The sequence below is a fragment of the Spirulina major PCC 6313 genome (assembly GCF_001890765.1).
GTDB lineage: Bacteria > Cyanobacteriota > Cyanobacteriia > Cyanobacteriales > Spirulinaceae > Spirulina > Spirulina major.
This window is the reverse complement of the sequence record NZ_KV878783.1, coordinates 2,200,040-2,216,758: the sequence shown is the minus strand read 5'-3', so window position 1 is coordinate 2,216,758 and position 16,719 is coordinate 2,200,040. Positions and strand designations below refer to the sequence as shown.

Genomic DNA, 16,719 nt, shown 5'->3' with positions numbered 1-16,719 from the left:
CTGGAGGGGGTATGAGTGAGCCAGAGGCTCACGCTACCCTGCCTGGAATCCTCTGTAGTGCGAGCTTCTAGCTCGCTGCCTTGACTACAGAGGGGATTAAACGCAGGCGAGGTCAACCTTAAAACGTTGTGTATAAACAGTAGGTTCTCAGGGTGGAGCGTTCATAAAAATCGCTGCCCTGTTGTGGGTGGGCAGCGATCGCGTAGGGTTTAATCACATTGCTTCTGTTCTATCATGGCTAACCGTATTTTTACGGTCACTTCATGGAAAAAACATAATCGAGCCTGTCAAATCCTCAGACTTTAACCGTAAAAACACGGAAACTTCACAATCATTCCCCATCATCCTAACAAGACGAACCAACGCAGGGCAGGGGGGACGGGTTTAAGCGGTGGAGCACTTGTTGCAAGGCCATCACCGTCCAATCAATATCTTCGGGGGTGGTGTCGCGACCGAGGGAAACGCGGATGCCTTGGCGGGCTTGGATTTCACCGTAGCCGAGGGCGGTGAGGATCGGGCTGGGGCTGGCTTGGCCACTGTGGCAGGCGGAACCGGCACTGAGGGCAATGCCCGCGAGATTCATCTGGCGCACGATCGCCCGCCCGGTGATCTCCGGCGGAAAATCGCGCAGGACAAAACTGGCGTGGTGGGGGAGGCGATCGCGCCGATGGCCTGTGAGTTGGAAATAGGGGCAGGCTTCAAGGCGGGTAATGAGGCGATCGCGCAACTGCTGTAAGCGGTGTGCTTCCGTCGGCAACTGTTCCTGGGCCAATTGAGCCGCTAACCCAAACCCAGCCAAGGTTGGCACGGCTTGGGTTCCGGAGCGCAATTGATGTTCTTGGCCGCCTCCTGCCAAGAGGGGAACCAGTTCCACGCCGGGCCGGACGTAGAGTGCGCCTGAGCCTTGGGGGCCGTAGAGTTTATGACCCGATACGGACAGCAAATCCACATCTAAGGCTTGGACATCGAGGGGGAGCCGCCCTGCCACTTGCACCGCGTCGGTGTGGAAGAGAATGCGATGGCGGCGGGCAATTTGCGCTAATTCTGCGATCGCCTGCACTGTGCCGATTTCGCTTTGACCGTAGATGATCGAAACCAAAACCGTATTGGGTTGGAGGGCGGCGAGGAGTTCAAGGGGGTTGATTTTGCCCGTGGCATCAACGGGGAGTTCCGTCACCTGCCAACCTCGTGCCGCCAGTTGACGGGCCGGGGCGGCGATCGCAGGATGTTCCACTGCTGAAATAATGATGTGTTGCGGCGTGGGGTAGCGGTGGGCCACTCCAAAGATGGCGAGGTTATCGGCTTCCGTTCCTCCAGAGGTGAAATGAATACTATCGGCGGTGGGCGCGTTGAGCAATTGCGCCACTTGCCAGCGGGCGGTTTCGAGGGCGATCGCCGCCCGCTCCCCCCAATGGTGCAGACTGGATGGATTGCCCCAGAGCGTCGCGCCCTGGTGGTGCAACGTTGCCAACACATCGGGATGAGGGGGAGTCGTCGCACTGTAGTCTAAATAAATTTGCATCGTTTTCCCCTCGCCGTAGCAACTCGTTTGCACCCGCACCCTTAGCCGCCGGGTTTACACACATTGTAATCTTCATGGGAAACCAACGCCTCCGGCACAATCCCACTGCCCAGATCTCGACAGAGCAACCGATAATGTCGCGTCACCGGGATGCTGATCACCACACGATTATGGCGCAGGCGTTTGCCACGATAGGTGCGATAATTTTCCCGACGCTGGAGACCGGCGATAATCTGCCGAGCCTTGAGCACCACAGCTTTGGGAAACTGGGTTAGATCAATTACGTCGTGAGCAAAGGTGGCTTCCCATTGTTGTTTTTCCGATTGGCGTTGGGTTTGATCTCGTGCTGCTTGGGCACAGCGATGACAAATTTGCCCTTGGCCCCGGTGGCCGCATGGAAACAGTTTTTTGCGTTTCGCTTTAGCCATGACAGTGTCTAGCGGTAGTGAACAAAAATTCTAGAGGGTGCGATCGCCCATCAACACGCTTCCCAAACCGGGCAGGAGAGAGTGCGGGGATCATGGCTTTATTGTGACTGATTTACACCCTGAGCGACCATCTCCGCCAGAATAGAGGGTGCGAATTCCCCAGACACCATGGAAACCACTGCCGAATTTTATTGCGCCTGCTGCGGCGAACCCAATCAGACCTTTGTGGATCTTAGCCAAGGCTTTCAGCAAACCTATGTCGAAGACTGCCAAGTCTGTTGCCGTCCCAATGTCCTCTATGTGCGCGTCGATGAAGATACCCTCGATGTGGCAATCGACACCGATTTCAACGAGTGACCTACGGGCGGCGCGATCGCACCCAACCACAGTAAAGCACCGTCAACACCACCCACGCCGCCACACAATAAAACCCCGCCCCATCCACCCCAATCTCAATCTGTTGCGTCACATACGGCTCCACAAAACTCCCATACGCCCCCTCCAACGCATCCCGCTCCTTAAGTTTCTGCTCTAATTCATCCATCACTGACTAACCTTCATAAATCATCTGAAGGCATGGTCAGTTTGGGGTACTACCCTAAAGCAAACTGAAGGCGGCAAGGCTGAAAACCTTGTTATAATCAGGGTTTGAAGGGTTTGGGGTAGTTAGAGAAGTTCCCAAACCCCCCAAGGTTTTTACTCGCGATTGGGGTTGTTATGCCAAAGGCAAGTTATGGGAAGGAGCCAAAGGACAGAGCCAAGCAGTTATTAGATGCGCTGTTGGCTTATGTCAATTTTGAGTTGGCAGAATTAGCCGAAATTGACATTACCCACCGTTGGCAAGAGGAACGGGGACAACCCCCGAAGCTAATCGTGGAGACTCAACGCCGCACCTTAGAATTTTTGACGGCTAAAGACCCGCGCTATCCTGGCCAACTTGGGGCTGACCAGGTTCGGCAAACTTTGACAACCTATCTAGGGGATTTCTTGGAAATTCTCGAAGACAATCGCGGCAAAACGAAAGGGAAAGATGAATGGCATTTCACGTTAAAGCTGTGGAGTAAGGATCGGGAAGAAAATCTCGCTGCGTTTGAACGGCTTTGGGAGGAAAAGCGTCCAGACAAGGGTAAACCTTCACTACCTCCGCCAGCGGGGATTGATTGGCGGCAACTCTGTCAAGCACAGGCGACGAAACGCCAAGAAATTAGTACAAATTCGCTGACCTATAGCGATCGCATTCAGCGCGATCGCGCTGATCTTTATGTGCCGTTGGGGTTAATGGAGCGGAAGCAGCGGGAGCGGCGGCCGGATGTGGAGGGTGCAGAGGAAGGGTCAAAGCTCTACGGGGTTGAGAGTTATGAGGTGACAGAAACCTATGAGCAGGATCGGTTTTTTCAGGAGGTGTTAGCGGCGGGGAAAAGTAAGAGTGAGGGGCGACGTTTGGCGATTATTGGGGAGCCGGGGGCGGGAAAAACGACGTTATTACAAACCATTGAGCAATGGATTTTGGCAGAAACGGATTTCATCCCGGTCTGGGTATCGTTAGCCGATTTGCGGGGGCGAACTCTGGAGGAATATTTGGGGGGAGTTTGGTTAAAGCAATTATTGAATGTGCTTGAAACGACGGCGGCGCACCGAGAGCAATGTGTGGAGATGTTTAATGCGGGGCGGGCTTGGTTGTTGTTGGATGGGGTGGATGAGGTTGCGGGAACTTCAAATGCGGTTTTGGGGGAGATTGCCCAGCAGTTGGCGGGTTGGGTGGATGCGGCGCGGGTGATTTTAACTTGTCGGTTGAATGTGTGGGATGGGGAGCGCAATGCGTTGTTTCGGTTTGATACGTTTCGGACGTTGGAGTTTCGTTATCCGGAGCAGGTGGAGGCGTTTATTGATCGTTGGTTTAATGCGCCGGACATTTCTGCACTGGCGGGGAAGTTAAAAGAAGAGTTGGCGGCTCCGGAGCATTGCCGGATTCAGGATTTGGTGAAAAATCCGTTACGGTTGGCGTTGCTTTGTCGGACGTGGCAGGTGCGGCAGGGGAAGTTTCCGGATACGCAGGCGGGGTTATATGGGCGGTTTGTGGAGGTGTTTTATGAGTGGAAGGGCGACGAATTTCCCACAACGGACGCGCAGCGGCGGGCTTTAAATGAGGGGTTGGGGGTTTTGGCGTTGCGGGCGATGGAGTTGGAGGGGTCTCGGTTTCGGTTGACGGGGCGGTTTGTGCGGGATGTGTGGAGGGATGCGGATGCGGGGCTGTTCCGTTTGGCGTTGGATTTGGGCTGGTTAAATCGGGTGGGGGTGGCGGAGGAGAATCCGGAGGCGGAGGTTTTCGCGTTTTATCATGCGACGTTTCAGGAGTATCTTGCGGCGTTGGCGGTGGAGGATTGGGATTATTTTTTACCGAAGGATCATGTGGATTGTCCGGTGGAGGGGAAACGGTATCGGATTTTTGAGAAGCAATGGAAGCAGGTGATTTTGTTGTGGTTGGGGCGTGAGGATGTTGGGAATGAGCAGAAGGAGCAGTTTATTCGGGTGTTGGTTGGGTTTGATGATGCTTGTAGAGAGTGGAACTTTAACAAAGTAGATAGAGGACTTTATGAATATCAAGCCTATTTTCTAGCGGCTGCGGCAATTAATGAGTTTAAAGTTTGTTCCCTTGCGGCTGAGATTGTGCGGCAGGTGGTGAAATGGGGGTTTGGTTATTTCAATATTGAGAAACAGGAATGGCGAACATTTTTAGACCCACTTAAAGAGGGTGCGAGAACTGTTCTCGGTGAGACGATTCGGGAAAAAGCAACTACTGCATTAGTGAGAATTTTACAACAAGATGCTGGGTTTAGCATCACCTGGTATCAAGCAGCCAAGAGTTTATGGGGAATCGCATTAGGAAATCAGAAGGTGATCGCCGCCTTAGCAGAAATTTTACGAGATACTGGGGTTGATCGTGACATTCGTAGGATAGCAGCCTTGAGTTTAGGGGAAATCGCCCCAGGGAACGAGCAGGCGATCGCCGCCTTAGAGGAAATCTTACGGGATGCTGGGGCTGATGCTTATATCCGTAATCAAGCAGCCTGGAGTTTAGGGAAAATCGACCCAGATAATGAGCAGGCGATCGCCGCCTTAGAGGAAATCTTACGGGATGCTGGGGCTGATGCTTATATCCGTAATCAAGCAGCCTGGAGTTTAGGGAAAATCGACCCAGATAATGAGCAGGCGATCACTGCTTTAACGGAAACCTTGAGGGATGTTGGGGCTAATGCTTATATCCGTAATCAAGCAGCCTGGAGTTTAGGGGAAATTGCTCCAGGGAATGAGCAGGTGATCACTGCTTTAGTGGAAACTTTACAGGATGCTGGAGCCGATCTTGATACCCGTTATCAATCAGTCGAGAGCTTGGAGACAATTGTCTTAGAAAACAAGCAGATGATCGCCACCTTAGAGAGAATTTTGAGGAATGCTGGGGCTGATGCTTACACCCGTTTGCTAGCAGCCGAAAGTTTAGGGAAAATTGTCCCAAGAAATAGGCAGGCGATCACCACTTTAGAGGAAATCTTACAGGATGCCAGGGGTGATACTTACACCCGTTTTCTAGCAGCCGAAAGTTTAGGGAAAATTGACTCAGAGAATGAGCAAGCAATCGCCACTTTAGTGGAAATCTTACAGGATGCTTCGGCTAATATTTATACTCGTGAGCAAGCAGCCGAAAGTTTAGGTGAAATCAACCCAGGGAACAAGCAGGCAATAATCGCCTTAGCGGAAATCTTGAGGGATGCTGGAGCTGATGCCTACACCCGTTTGCTAGTAGCCTGGAGTTTAGGAAAAATCAACCCAGGGAACAAGCAGGCAATAATCGCCTTAGCGGAAATTTGGAGGAATGCTGGGACTAATCTTGATATCCGTGGTCAAGCAGCCGAGCGTTTAGGGGAAATCAACCCAGGGAACCCCCAGGCGATCGCCGCCTTAGTGGAAATCTTACGGGATGCTGGGGCTGATGATGACACCCGTGGGCTAGCAGCGGAGAGCTTAGGGAAAATTCTTACTACACGCAAGCACTATGCAGGGGTTGTTTCTGCATTAAAAGACTGCCTCAGCGATGAAGTTTACGAAAGCAACTTTGACCAATTCAAGGAATGCTACAAAGTCATCTGGAACTGTGCCGAAAACCTCCCCTATCCCGACTTTTATCAAGCCTGGCACAATCCCCCCACCACCCCCCACCCCGAAATCATCGACCAAACCCCCCATAACAGCCAAACAACCCCCGCCACCCCCTTCACCTGCGAATCCCTAAAACACCTGCCCATTTATTGCCTCAACGCCAAACCCCTCGCCACCGAAACCCGCGAAAGCGAAATCGCCCTCAAACTGTGCAAACTCATCTGGAAACCCCTCCAACTTAAAGAGATTTATCCCGACGTTTCCACCCCCGGCCAACTCAGTCGCTATCTCGATACCTTGCACCTCAACCAACAACTTCCCCACCGCGCCCTCCTCCTCATCAACTGCGAAACACCCACCCCAGAACTCATCACCCTTTGCCAACAACTCACCGACACCGTAGCGATCGCCCTCCTCACCCACCAACCCCTAGAAGCCCCCTTAAAAGGCTTCCCCCCCAATCAACCCAACCTCTTATCTGCCATCGAAACCTGGTTAGAGGAGATTTGAGAAACCGAGTTTCTAACCCCTTAATAAACTTCGTCATGGCTGCCGAAATCAACAAAAATAGCCTTGTCATCTTCGGTAAGATAAAATAATACTCTCACGTCGTAATCTACCGTAAAACTCCATAAATCCTTCAGTTTTCCTGATAGCTTATGGGTTCTCAATCTTGGGTCGTAAGGGTCTGACGTAAATATTTCTAGTTTTTGCCAAAACTTTGACTCTAAGTTTTCATTCCCTTTAATCCTTTTTTTAAAAGCCCGTTTAAAAGCTGAACTGAAACTGACTTCCATGATTATTCCTCAATCAGTTGTCTCAATTCGTCAATCTGGTTAGAAAACTTGAGGTTTCCTTGTTGTTGTTCTTTCTGGGCTGCTTGCAAATTCTCATAAATCCTATCGCGACGTTCTTCACGGAGATACTGCTGCAACAATGATTGAATTTCTTCTTTTTCATCGGTAGAAAGACCTTTAATTCCCTCAACTACATCATTAAATGTCATCATTGACGAAGCCTCACGCTACTAAATCACCTTCAATGATATTCTACTTCACCACTTAGCCGCACCCCCCCACCACACCCCATCCTGGGACACCCCATATCCCGGCGAAGACCCCCCCGAACCCACAACCCCCGCCCAACTGCGCCGTGCCCTCCTCCTCACCCACTGCCCACAACCCCCGAACTCATCACCCTCTGTGAACAACTCACCGACACCCTAGCGATCGCCCTCCTCACCCACCAACCCCTAGAAGCCCCCTTAAAAGGCTTCCCCCCCGATCAACCCAACCTGTTATCTGCCATCCAAACCTGGTTAGCAGAACTCTAAACCGCCCAAACCGCTAAACTATCCACAAGCCCTAACTAAAAAACATGCCCATCATTAAAATTCCTAAGCAGTATCTAATCAGCCAAAATGAAGAATTCATCACTGTAGATGTCCCTGATTCATTGATATCACTGTGGCAACGCGACTATGCCAAGATCAACAAAGCCAAGGGATTTTTAAAAGATAAACGAGATAAAATGCTCACTCATGCTGAAACAATACGTCAGGAGTGGGATCGGTGAAGTATCTCTACGACACCAATATTTTTATTGACTACCTGATCGGAGAGCCAAAAATTTCACCGATCTTCTCAGAACAATTTCTTCGCCAAAATGAAGAAATCATTTCTAGCATTGTGCGAATTGAGTTGCTCAGTTTTTCAGAGCTATCACAGGAAGAAGAAGCGGTAATCACTGATTTATTGATGCAATTTGAACGAGTCTCCCTCTTGCCCGAAATTGAAGATCGCACCATTCAATTGCGGCGGCAGTATCACCTCAAACTACCCGATGCTTTAATTGCAGCAACAGCATTACACTGTACTGCGGCTGTGATGACTCGAAATGTGGATGATTTTAAGCGAGTGACTGAATTAACCCTGTGTAATCCGTTTGATGAGAGCCGCATTTGAACTCAATCGAATGGTTTAACGATCGAGAGCATTGAGGAGTTTGAGGTGGTCGAAGACAGAAACGAGGGTGTTGGCGGTGATCATGCCGCTGGCGGCGACGGCGGGGACACCGATGCCGGGGAAGGTGGAATCACCGCAGCAGAGAAGTTTGGGGATGGGGGTATGGCAGCCGGGAAAAATGCCGGTTTGGGCGGAGATGGCGGGGCCATAGGAACCCCGATCGCGCCTTAAAAAGTGGCGATGGGTTAGGGGTGTGCCTTCGAGGGTGACGGCACAGCGATCGCGCAAATCGGGAATCACCCGCTCCATGGCCTGCCACACCGGGGCGAGGCGTTCCTGTTTCATCGCGTCATAGGCGGCGCTGCCCCGTTCAAGGTCTGCCCAGAGGTGAAAGGGTTCTGTGGCGGGGGTGTAGACATGGAGGGCATGGTGGCCGGGGGGGGCGAGGGTGGGATCGAGTACCGACGGCATTGAGAACACTACTACATTTTGCGGGTCGGTGACACCGCGATCCCAATCGGCGACGACGATGCCGTGACAGTCGAGATCGTCTAAGCCTGCGCCATCGAAGCCGAGATGGAGGTGCAGAAAGCTATCACAGGCGGGGGGTGGGGTGAATTTGGCTTGGAGGTTGGGGTCAGGGATGAGGCGGATCGTGTCCCAAATCGAGGCGTTGGAGGCGATCGCTTGTTTCGCCCGAACTTCCTCACCGCCCCGCAGTCGCACCCCGACGGCTTGCCCCGACTCGATCAAAATTTCCTCAACGGTGGCATTGCAGCGCACTTCGCCGCCGTGTTTCGTCACGCCGCGCACGAGGGCATCAATTAACGCCCCACTACCGCCGAGGGGATAGTCCAGCACCACATCGGGCTGATACCAATCGGCAAACATAAACGCCATTTCCGCCGTACTCGTGCCGCTAGCGGGGAAGCCGGAGAGGAGAAAACAGAGGAGATCGAGCCAATGGCGTAAAAAAGCATCGCTGATCACCTCATCGACGATGCGGCTAAAGGGGGCGGTGATCTGGCGAAAAGCGCCGAGGTGGTCGAGGAGGTGATGCCCCGAACGGGCGAGGGTGAGGGGGGCGAGCCAATCCCAGCGCCACGCACCGGGGGAAATCGCCGTGGCTGCCGCACCGAGGGGAGCCATCACCCGCTGGAGTTCGCGCCATTGTTGGACAGCGATCGCACCCCGCAACTTCAGCAACAAATCACAAAACGCATCGGCTCCCACCGTGGCCCGAAACTGCCCCTCTGGTACATGGCAATCCCAACCGGTGTAGGTGGCACAGGGAACCGATTCCCCCAGGAGATGGAGCACCTGTTGGAGGGGGTTACTCGACGGCCAGCGGGTCAGCCCCGAATGGAGGGACGGGCCGGAGTCGAAGTGATAGCCCCCACGTTGGAAGCTGTGGGCTGCGCCGCCCGGTTGGCTGTGGCTTTCACAGACCAAGACCTCGCGGCCGTAATAGGCTAAGAGTCCGGCGCAGCAGAGGCCACCAATACCACTGCCAATGACAATCACATCAGGTTGACTCATAGGGGAACTGCTCTAGGGATGGGGTGAATACTGAAAGATCAGATTGAATTTTTGCGTCCAGATCCCAGGGGTGAGCCTGAGGTGCGATCGCCACTAACATGAGGTTTCATAACAAATTCACGACGTGCCAAGGGTTTCATTCCTACAATGGGAGATATTAAAATCACTTTGGTTTGCTCAGTTGCTCAGTGATTACGATAAAACAAACTCTTTCCCGTTGTCTGCCCAAGCCCCAATGACCCAGACACGATCGCAACCATCGCCGCCTCAAGGCCTAACCACTGCACAAGTTGAACTGAGTCGCAAAACTCATGGCTCTAATGTCCTCACCCCACCGCCCCGCGAACCGTGGTGGGTGTTGCTGCTGAGTAAATTTGAAGATCCGGTGATTCGGATTTTAATCATCGCGGCGGTGATTGCGATCGCGGTCGGTGCGATCGAAGGCGAGTTCATCGAAGGCCTGGGTATTTTAGCGGCGATTTTCCTCGCCACGATTTTGGCCTTTGTCAATGAATATCGCGCCAACCAAGCCTTTGAAATCCTCAATCACTACGTTGATGAGGCCAAAGTCCGCGTCATCCGGGACGGACACCCCACCACGATTCCGCGCAAAGATGTGGTGGTGGGTGATTGGATCTATGTGGAACAGGGGGAAGAAATCCCGGCGGATGGCGAAGTGGTCGAAGCCGTGTCCCTCCTGGTCAATCAATCCAAAATTACCGGCGAATCCGAACCCGTCCGCAAACTCAGCCGCCCCGAACTCGATCCCAACAACCCGGCTGAATTCACCTATCCGCCCTACATGGTCTATCGCACCACGATTGTGGATCAAGGCAATGGGCTGTATGTGGTGACGGCAGTGGGCGATCGCACCGAAATCGGCCAACTCGCCACCGCGATCGCCACCGTCGAAGCCGGCGAGGAAACCCCCCTCAACCAACAACTCGAACGCCTCAGCGAATTGATCGGTGTCGTCGGACTCTTCTTCGCCGCGACCATCTTCGTCGCCCTCTTCTTGCGCGGTTTAATCACCCAAGATTTCGCCCTCACCGGCAGCCAAAGCTATTTCTTAACGGTGGTCATTACGGCGATTTTAGTGACACTCATTCCTGTCTGGCTCCCCGTCGTCTATGACGGTCTGCGCCTGATTGATGAGGATCTAGACGTTCCAAGCTGGCTGGATGTGGAAACCCTCCAGGGTTGGTTAAAGGCCTTGGCGGGGGGTCTCGCCGTCTTGGGTCTGGGCGTTGGTTTAGGAACCCTGACGCAAACCTTGCCGCCCCCCTCCGGGCTATGGCTACCGCCCCATGTCGGTCAACTGTTGCTGGAATATTTCATGGTGGCCGTCACGATCATTGTGGTAGCCGTGCCGGAAGGCCTGCCCATGAGCGTCACCCTGTCTTTGGCCTACAGCATGAAACGCATGGCCAAGAGTAATAACCTCGTGCGGCGGATGCACGCCTGTGAAACCATTGGCGCAGCCACGGTAATTTGCTCCGATAAAACGGGCACATTGACGAAAAACCAGATGCGTATCCATGAGGTGAATTTCCCCAGTCTCCATAGCCGCAAGGTGGCGGATTTGGATCGCGCCACCCGGTTAATCGGGGAAGGGATGGCGGGAAATAGCACCGCCGATCTGGACAAAAAGCCGGGGAGTGCGCCCACGGTGATCGGTAATGCCACCGAAGGGGCCTTACTGCTCTGGTTGGATCAGCAAAAGCAGGACTACATAAGTTTGCGTCGCGGCTTAGATATTAAGTTTCGCCTTTCGTTTTCCACCCAGACGAAATACATGGCGACCTTGGGACATTCGGCGGTGTTGGATGAGGAGATCATGCACCTGAAGGGAGCGCCGGAGGTGTTGCTGGAAAAATGCTCCCATATTATGACGGAATACGGGATGTTTCCCCTCAGCAATAAGCATCCGATCCGGGAGATGTTGTACGACTACCAAGCTCGCGGGATGCGGACGCTGGGGTTTGCCTATACCCGACTGCCGGATAATTTGATGCGGCCGGATGAGGATAACCAGGCACTGCCCCATTCGCTCTGTTGGCTGGGGTTTGTGGCGATCGCAGATCCGCTCCGGGATGAAGTGCCCGACGCGATTCGGGTCTGTTTGCAGGCGGGTATTCAAGTCAAAATCATTACCGGCGACTGCACCGAAACCGCCCAGGAAATCGCTCGCCAAATCGGGCTGTGGGACGATGACAGCGAGATTCAACATCCCTACGCCTTGATGAGTGGGAAAGACTTCCGCGATCTCTGTGATCATGACGCTCGGCAGGCGGTGCAAGAGTTGAAGGTGTTGGCGCGGGCGATCCCGTTGGATAAATTACGGCTGGTGCGGTTGCTCCAAGCACAGGGCGAAGTGGTGGGCGTGACCGGGGATGGAACCAATGATGCTGGGGCGTTAAAGCAGGCCAAAGTCGGCCTTGCCATGGGCAGCGGTACAGCGATCGCCAAAGATGCCAGCGACATCATCCTCCTGGATGACTCCTTTAAAAGTATTGTCAATGCGGTGGTCTGGGGGCGATCGCTCTACAAAAACATCCAGCGTTTCATCCTCTTTCAACTCACGATCAACGTCGTCGCCCTGGGGATTGCCCTCCTCGGCCCCTTTATCGGCATCTCCCTCCCCCTCACCGTCACCCAAATGCTCTGGGTCAACCTGATCATGGACACCTTTGCCGCCCTTGCCCTCGCCACCGAACCCCCCTCCCGCCGCGTCCTCGAAGAAAAACCCCGCTCCCCATCAGACTTCATCATCTCCACAGAAATGACCCGAACCATCCTGATTACCGGGGGAATCTTCTTAGTCTTTTTAGTGGGCTTCTTGCTGTATCTCAACCAAGGCGGCATGACAGACTATGAACTCTCGGTCTTTTTTGCTGTGTTTGTCTTTTTGCAGTTTTGGAACCTGTTCAATGCCCGTTGTTTAGGCGTGCAGCAGTCCGCATTTAAGGGGCTTTTGGATAACCAAGGCTTTGTCTGGATTGCCCTAACAATCTTTGTCGGTCAAGTGTTAATCATTCAATTCGGAGGGGATGTGTTTCGCACCGTGCCCCTGAATATCGGGGATTGGCTCAAGATTATCGGGGGTGCATCCGTGGTGCTCTGGATCGGGGAGGGGTGGCGCTGGTTGCGCCATCGTCAGCAGGGCACGCCTTAAATTTCTGGCATCCTAACGGGTTAAAACGTCTCCTCTCCCCGTCAGGGTAATGGGTTAGGGCCGCGACGCGCTTTGATCGGTGGGTTACGGCGGATTACTCAATTGCAGTGATAGCAGGTATTGAAGCCGCTTAATCTACCCTACGACTCTAAATTTTGTTTCATTCACGCCGCGTCACTCTTCAGCGTCAAAGCAGCGAGCTAGCAGCTCGCACTACGGAACACTCATGTAGGGTGAGCCTCTGGCTCACTGCTGATTACCTGGCTCACTAGATGGCTTGATGGCAGCGAGCTAGAAGCTCGCACTACAAAGCAGCGAGCTAGAAGCTCGCACTACAAAGCACTCATGTAGGGTGAGCCTCTGGCTCACTGCTGATTACCTGACTCACTAGATGGCTTGATGGCAGCGAGCTAGAAGCTCGCACTACGGAGCAGCGAGCTAGAAGCTCGCACTACAAAGCAGCGAGCTAGAAGCTCGCACTACGGAACACTCATGTAGGGTGAGCCTCTGGCTCACTGCTGATTACCTGGCTAACTAGATGGCTTGATGGCAGCGAGCTAGAAGCTCGCACTACAAAGCACTCATGTAGGGTGAGCCTCTGGCTCACTGCTGATTACCTGACTAACTAGATGGCTTGATGGCAGCGAGCTAGAAGCTCGCACTACGGAGCAGCGAGCTAGAAGCTCGCACTACAAAGCACTCATGTAGGGTGAGCCTCTGGCTCACTGCTTCCAAACCAAATTCAACTTTCAAATTCGACCCCCATTCTCTAATACAGGGGATTCAGTCCGGATCGGGTATCGCTCAACACAACTGTTCCCCATTCAATTCGCCAAGAAATGTAAAGTAAGATCACCGCTTCTGAATTGTGTATAGGAATCCATGGTGAACGCTGAACTCACTCAATCCCGCCCATCGCTTCGTCAACCCCGCGCTGTCCAAACCCTGTGGGTCGATACCCTGACCATCTTCTGGGGGGATTGGCTGGATCTGCGGGTGCGGGTTCTCCAGGTCGCGTCTACGGGCTTAATTTCACCCCTGATCTATATCCTTGCCTTTGGTCTTGGGCTGGGCAGTGCCTTAGATCAAGCCATGGATGCGCCGATGGGGGATAACTATCTGGAATTTATTTTGCCGGGGATGATTGCCCTGTCGTCGATGACGATTAGTTTTGGCGGTACGACGTTTTCGATTTGTGGCGATCGCCTCTACAGCAAAACCTTTGAAGAACTGCTCCTGATGCCGATCCATCCCCTCGCCCTCCATTTAGGGAAAATGCTCGCGGGGATTGTCCGGGGCTTAATGACTGCCGGATCGGTGCTCGTGGTGGCGATTCTCTTCACGGGCAAAGTGTGGAGCTTCATTAACCCGCTCTTTTTGCTGGTGGTGGTGCTGAACTGTGCTGTGTTTGCTGGCTTGGGGGTGATTGCTGGGTTAACGGTGCAGTCCCTCGAAAGTGTGGGCTTGTTTAATAATTTCGTGATTGTGCCGATGTCGTTCCTGGGCGCGACCTTTTTTGACCCCGCCACCTTACCCCTCCTGTTAAAAGGCGTGGTCTATTGCTTGCCCCTCACCTACACCACCACGGCATTACGGGCGGCAGCCTACGCGCCCCTGTCGGAATTTCCCTGGTATTCCATCCCGATTCTGCTCACGGTAGCGATCGCCCTTTCCTTCTGGGGTTCCCGCAAATTCGCCAACCAACGGGATTAACGGCTTTTAACCTAGCCCGCATGTGATCCCCTGAGCAGAGCAGCGAGCGAGATGCTGGCACGCCAGAGGATGACGGCCATGGGAGTGTGAGCCTCTGGCTCACTCCTGCCAGAGTGGGATGCTCCCGGCTAAGTTGAGCGCGTTGTTGCCAAGTTCCGCAGAAATCTATTGACATTTATTTTCAATAAGGACATAATGTCTTCAGTGTTCTCCTCTCTGTTATGGATTCAGCCGGTGGGACTTTGGCCAAGGTCAAGTCCCACCTTTTTGTATTCGACGATTCGCGTTAGCCCAGAAAAGGCTTAGTGAATCGGGGGCGATCGCGTCTGAGCTTCCCCACAAAATGCTAATCTAGGGAAAATTTACAAAAGTTCAAGCTTCGCGTCGGGCGCAACACCCCCTAACCGAAATGACAGTAACTGAAAATAATATTCAACAAGTCTCCTCAGCACCCTCATCCTACGATGCGATCGTGATCGGCTCCGGGATTGGTGGCCTCGTCACCGCGACCCAACTGGCCGCCAAGGGCATGAGCGTTGTGGTGCTCGAACGCTATTTAATTCCGGGGGGGAGTGCGGGATATTTTGAGCGGGAGGGGTATCGCTTTGATGTGGGCGCGTCGATGATTTTTGGGTTTGGGACGGAAGGGACGACGAACCTCCTCACCCGCGCCCTCGCTGCGGTGGATCAGGCGATTGAAACCATCCCCGACCCCTGCCAAATTCACTACCATCTGCCCAATGATTTAGAGATTAAAGTCCACCGGGACTATGAGCAATTTTTAGGGGAACTGTGCGATCGCTTCCCCCAGGAAAAAACCGGGATTCGCAAATTCTACGATGAATGTTGGGCAGTGTTTAACTGCCTCAATGTGATGGAATTGCTGTCATTAGAGGAATTCCGCTACCTGTTCCGCATCTTTTTTCAGCGTCCCTGGGCTTGCTTGGGGTTGGTGAAATATCTGCCGCAAAATGTGGGAGATGTGGCCCGCCGCCATCTTAGCGACCCGGAATTGCTGAAGTTTATTGATATGGAATGTTACTGCTGGTCGGTGGTTCCGGCAGCACAAACCCCGATGATTAATGCCGGGATGGTGTTTAGCGATCGCCACTACGGCGGCATCAACTACCCCAAGGGCGGCGTGGGCCAAATTGCCCAAAAACTCGCCATCGGCCTCACCCAACACGGCGGCGAAATTCGCTACAAAGCACGGGTGAATAAAATCCTGATCGAGGGCGATCGCGCCGTGGGGGTCACCCTCGCCAGCGGCGAAACCCTCCGCGCCCAGCGCATCATCTCCAACGCCACCCGCTGGGACACCTTCGAGAAACTCCTTCCCCCGGAACAACTCCCCGCCCGTGAGCAACGCTGGCAGAGCCGTTACCAAAAATCCCCCAGCTTTCTATCCGTGCATTTAGGAGTGAAGGCCGCCGCCCTGCCACCGGGCACAGAATGCCACCATATCCTGCTCGAAGATTGGGCCCAGATGGAAGACCCGGAAGGGACAATTTTCGTCTCAATCCCCACCCTCCTTGACCCCAGCCTCGCCCCACCGGATCGCCACATCATCCACACCTTTACCCCCAGTTGGATCGACGCTTGGCAGAACCTGAGCCAGTCGGACTATGAGGCGAAAAAAACCGCTGCGGCTCAACGGTTGATCACCCGCTTAGAGGCGATTTTCCCCGGTCTGGGCGATCAGGTGGATTATCTGGAAATCGGCACAGCCCGCACCCATCGCCGTTTTCTCGGTCGGGAGGATGGCACCTATGGGCCCATTCCCCGCCGTAAGTTGCCGGGGCTGTTGACAATGCCCTTTAACCGCACGGCAATTCCGGGGCTGTATTGTGTGGGGGATAGTACGTTTCCGGGGCAGGGGCTGAATGCGGTGGCGTTTTCGGGGTTTGCCTGTGCCCATCGGGTGGCGGCGGATTTGGGGCAGGTTTAAGGGGTGCGGGCGGTGAATGGGGGGCGATGAGTGAATCAAGGCTAGACTACGGCGATCGCCCTCCAATATCCACCCCAAAGGTGTCACCTTCCATACCACATTTGATGCAAATTTGACTTAGGCAATCGGCTGAATATACACTAGAGTTAACTGCAACCTATTGCATTCATGTCGTGATTGTATAAAAACATTACGACTCCTCGCCTAAATCATCAGCGCGTCGTCAGTCTTTTTTATCTCCATCAGTTAGTTTTGTCGGTTTGAGCGATCGCTGC

At 53.5% G+C, this 16,719-nt stretch carries 14 protein-coding genes; 8 read left to right on the top strand and 6 right to left on the bottom strand.

Translation table 11 applies throughout. The features are described from left to right. Positions 1-346: 346 nt before the first annotated feature. Both SPI6313_RS09595 and SPI6313_RS09590 read right to left on the bottom strand, forming a co-directional pair. Positions 347-1,522, bottom strand: coding sequence for a cysteine desulfurase family protein (locus SPI6313_RS09595; RefSeq protein ID WP_072623075.1), 1,176 nt, complete (start codon positions 1,520-1,522; stop codon positions 347-349). Between the two features lie 41 nt (positions 1,523-1,563). Continuing rightward, a complete protein-coding gene (locus tag SPI6313_RS09590; RefSeq protein ID WP_072620794.1) occupies positions 1,564-1,950 on the bottom strand; it encodes a DUF7682 family zinc-binding protein in 387 nt (128 codons plus the stop codon). A gap of 168 nt (positions 1,951-2,118) precedes the next feature. Here SPI6313_RS09590 and SPI6313_RS09585 point away from each other — a divergent pair, with 168 nt between their 5' ends. Further along, positions 2,119-2,307: a CPXCG motif-containing cysteine-rich protein gene (locus SPI6313_RS09585; protein ID WP_072620793.1), complete on the top strand. Its 189-nt coding sequence runs from the start codon at positions 2,119-2,121 to the stop codon at positions 2,305-2,307. A 1-nt stretch (position 2,308) separates the two neighbouring features. On the opposite strand, the gene SPI6313_RS09580 is transcribed toward SPI6313_RS09585, so the two are convergent. After that, positions 2,309-2,494 carry a hypothetical protein gene (locus tag SPI6313_RS09580; protein WP_072620792.1) on the bottom strand — a complete coding sequence of 62 codons (186 nt, stop codon included), beginning with the start codon at positions 2,492-2,494 and terminating at the stop codon, positions 2,309-2,311. Positions 2,495-2,667: 173 nt separating this feature from the next. On the opposite strand from SPI6313_RS09580, the gene SPI6313_RS09575 reads away from it, so the two are divergent. Beyond that, entirely contained in the window at positions 2,668-6,615 is a 3,948-nt protein-coding gene (locus SPI6313_RS09575) for a HEAT repeat domain-containing protein (RefSeq protein WP_084668964.1), read from the top strand. 20 nt (positions 6,616-6,635) lie between these two features. On the opposite strand, the gene SPI6313_RS09570 is transcribed toward SPI6313_RS09575, so the two are convergent. Together SPI6313_RS09570 and SPI6313_RS09565 are read right to left on the bottom strand one after the other, a co-directional pair. Next, positions 6,636-6,902, bottom strand: a complete 267-nt coding sequence (locus SPI6313_RS09570; RefSeq protein WP_072620791.1) for a type II toxin-antitoxin system RelE/ParE family toxin — start codon at positions 6,900-6,902, stop codon at positions 6,636-6,638. A 2-nt stretch (positions 6,903-6,904) separates the two neighbouring features. Beyond that, the gene (locus SPI6313_RS09565) at positions 6,905-7,111 is read right to left on the bottom strand and encodes a hypothetical protein (protein ID WP_175551218.1); all 207 of its coding nucleotides are present in this window, start codon (positions 7,109-7,111) and stop codon (positions 6,905-6,907) included. 81 nt (positions 7,112-7,192) lie between these two features. Between SPI6313_RS09565 and SPI6313_RS25365 the strand changes: the two genes are divergently transcribed. From SPI6313_RS25365 to SPI6313_RS09555, 3 genes are read left to right on the top strand one after another with little or no spacing between them, the layout of a single operon-like run. Further along, complete coding sequence (locus SPI6313_RS25365) at positions 7,193-7,438, top strand: NACHT C-terminal alpha/beta 1 domain-containing protein (protein ID WP_425443123.1); 246 nt, start codon at positions 7,193-7,195, stop codon at positions 7,436-7,438. Between the two features lie 44 nt (positions 7,439-7,482). Continuing rightward, a complete protein-coding gene (locus SPI6313_RS09560; RefSeq protein WP_072620789.1) occupies positions 7,483-7,680 on the top strand; it encodes a hypothetical protein in 198 nt (65 codons plus the stop codon). After that, a complete protein-coding gene (locus SPI6313_RS09555; RefSeq protein ID WP_072620788.1) occupies positions 7,677-8,069 on the top strand; it encodes a type II toxin-antitoxin system VapC family toxin in 393 nt (130 codons plus the stop codon). The genes SPI6313_RS09560 and SPI6313_RS09555 overlap by 4 nt, the downstream gene beginning before the upstream one ends. A 15-nt stretch (positions 8,070-8,084) precedes the next feature. On the opposite strand, the gene SPI6313_RS09550 is transcribed toward SPI6313_RS09555, so the two are convergent. Further along, a complete protein-coding gene (locus tag SPI6313_RS09550) occupies positions 8,085-9,608 on the bottom strand; it encodes a phytoene desaturase family protein (protein ID WP_072620787.1) in 1,524 nt (507 codons plus the stop codon). Between the two features lie 235 nt (positions 9,609-9,843). Here SPI6313_RS09550 and SPI6313_RS09545 point away from each other — a divergent pair, with 235 nt between their 5' ends. The 3 genes from SPI6313_RS09545 to crtH all read left to right on the top strand — a co-directional run bounded on the left by SPI6313_RS09545 (position 9,844) and on the right by crtH (position 16,444). Continuing rightward, entirely contained in the window at positions 9,844-12,783 is a 2,940-nt protein-coding gene (locus SPI6313_RS09545) for a calcium-translocating P-type ATPase, PMCA-type (protein WP_072620786.1), read from the top strand. Between the two features lie 882 nt (positions 12,784-13,665). Further along, the gene (locus SPI6313_RS09540) at positions 13,666-14,496 is read left to right on the top strand and encodes an ABC transporter permease (RefSeq protein ID WP_072620785.1); all 831 of its coding nucleotides are present in this window, start codon (positions 13,666-13,668) and stop codon (positions 14,494-14,496) included. 409 nt (positions 14,497-14,905) lie between these two features. Beyond that, the gene (gene crtH, locus SPI6313_RS09535; protein ID WP_072620784.1) at positions 14,906-16,444 is read left to right on the top strand and encodes a carotenoid isomerase; all 1,539 of its coding nucleotides are present in this window, start codon (positions 14,906-14,908) and stop codon (positions 16,442-16,444) included. Positions 16,445-16,719 lie beyond the last annotated feature (275 nt).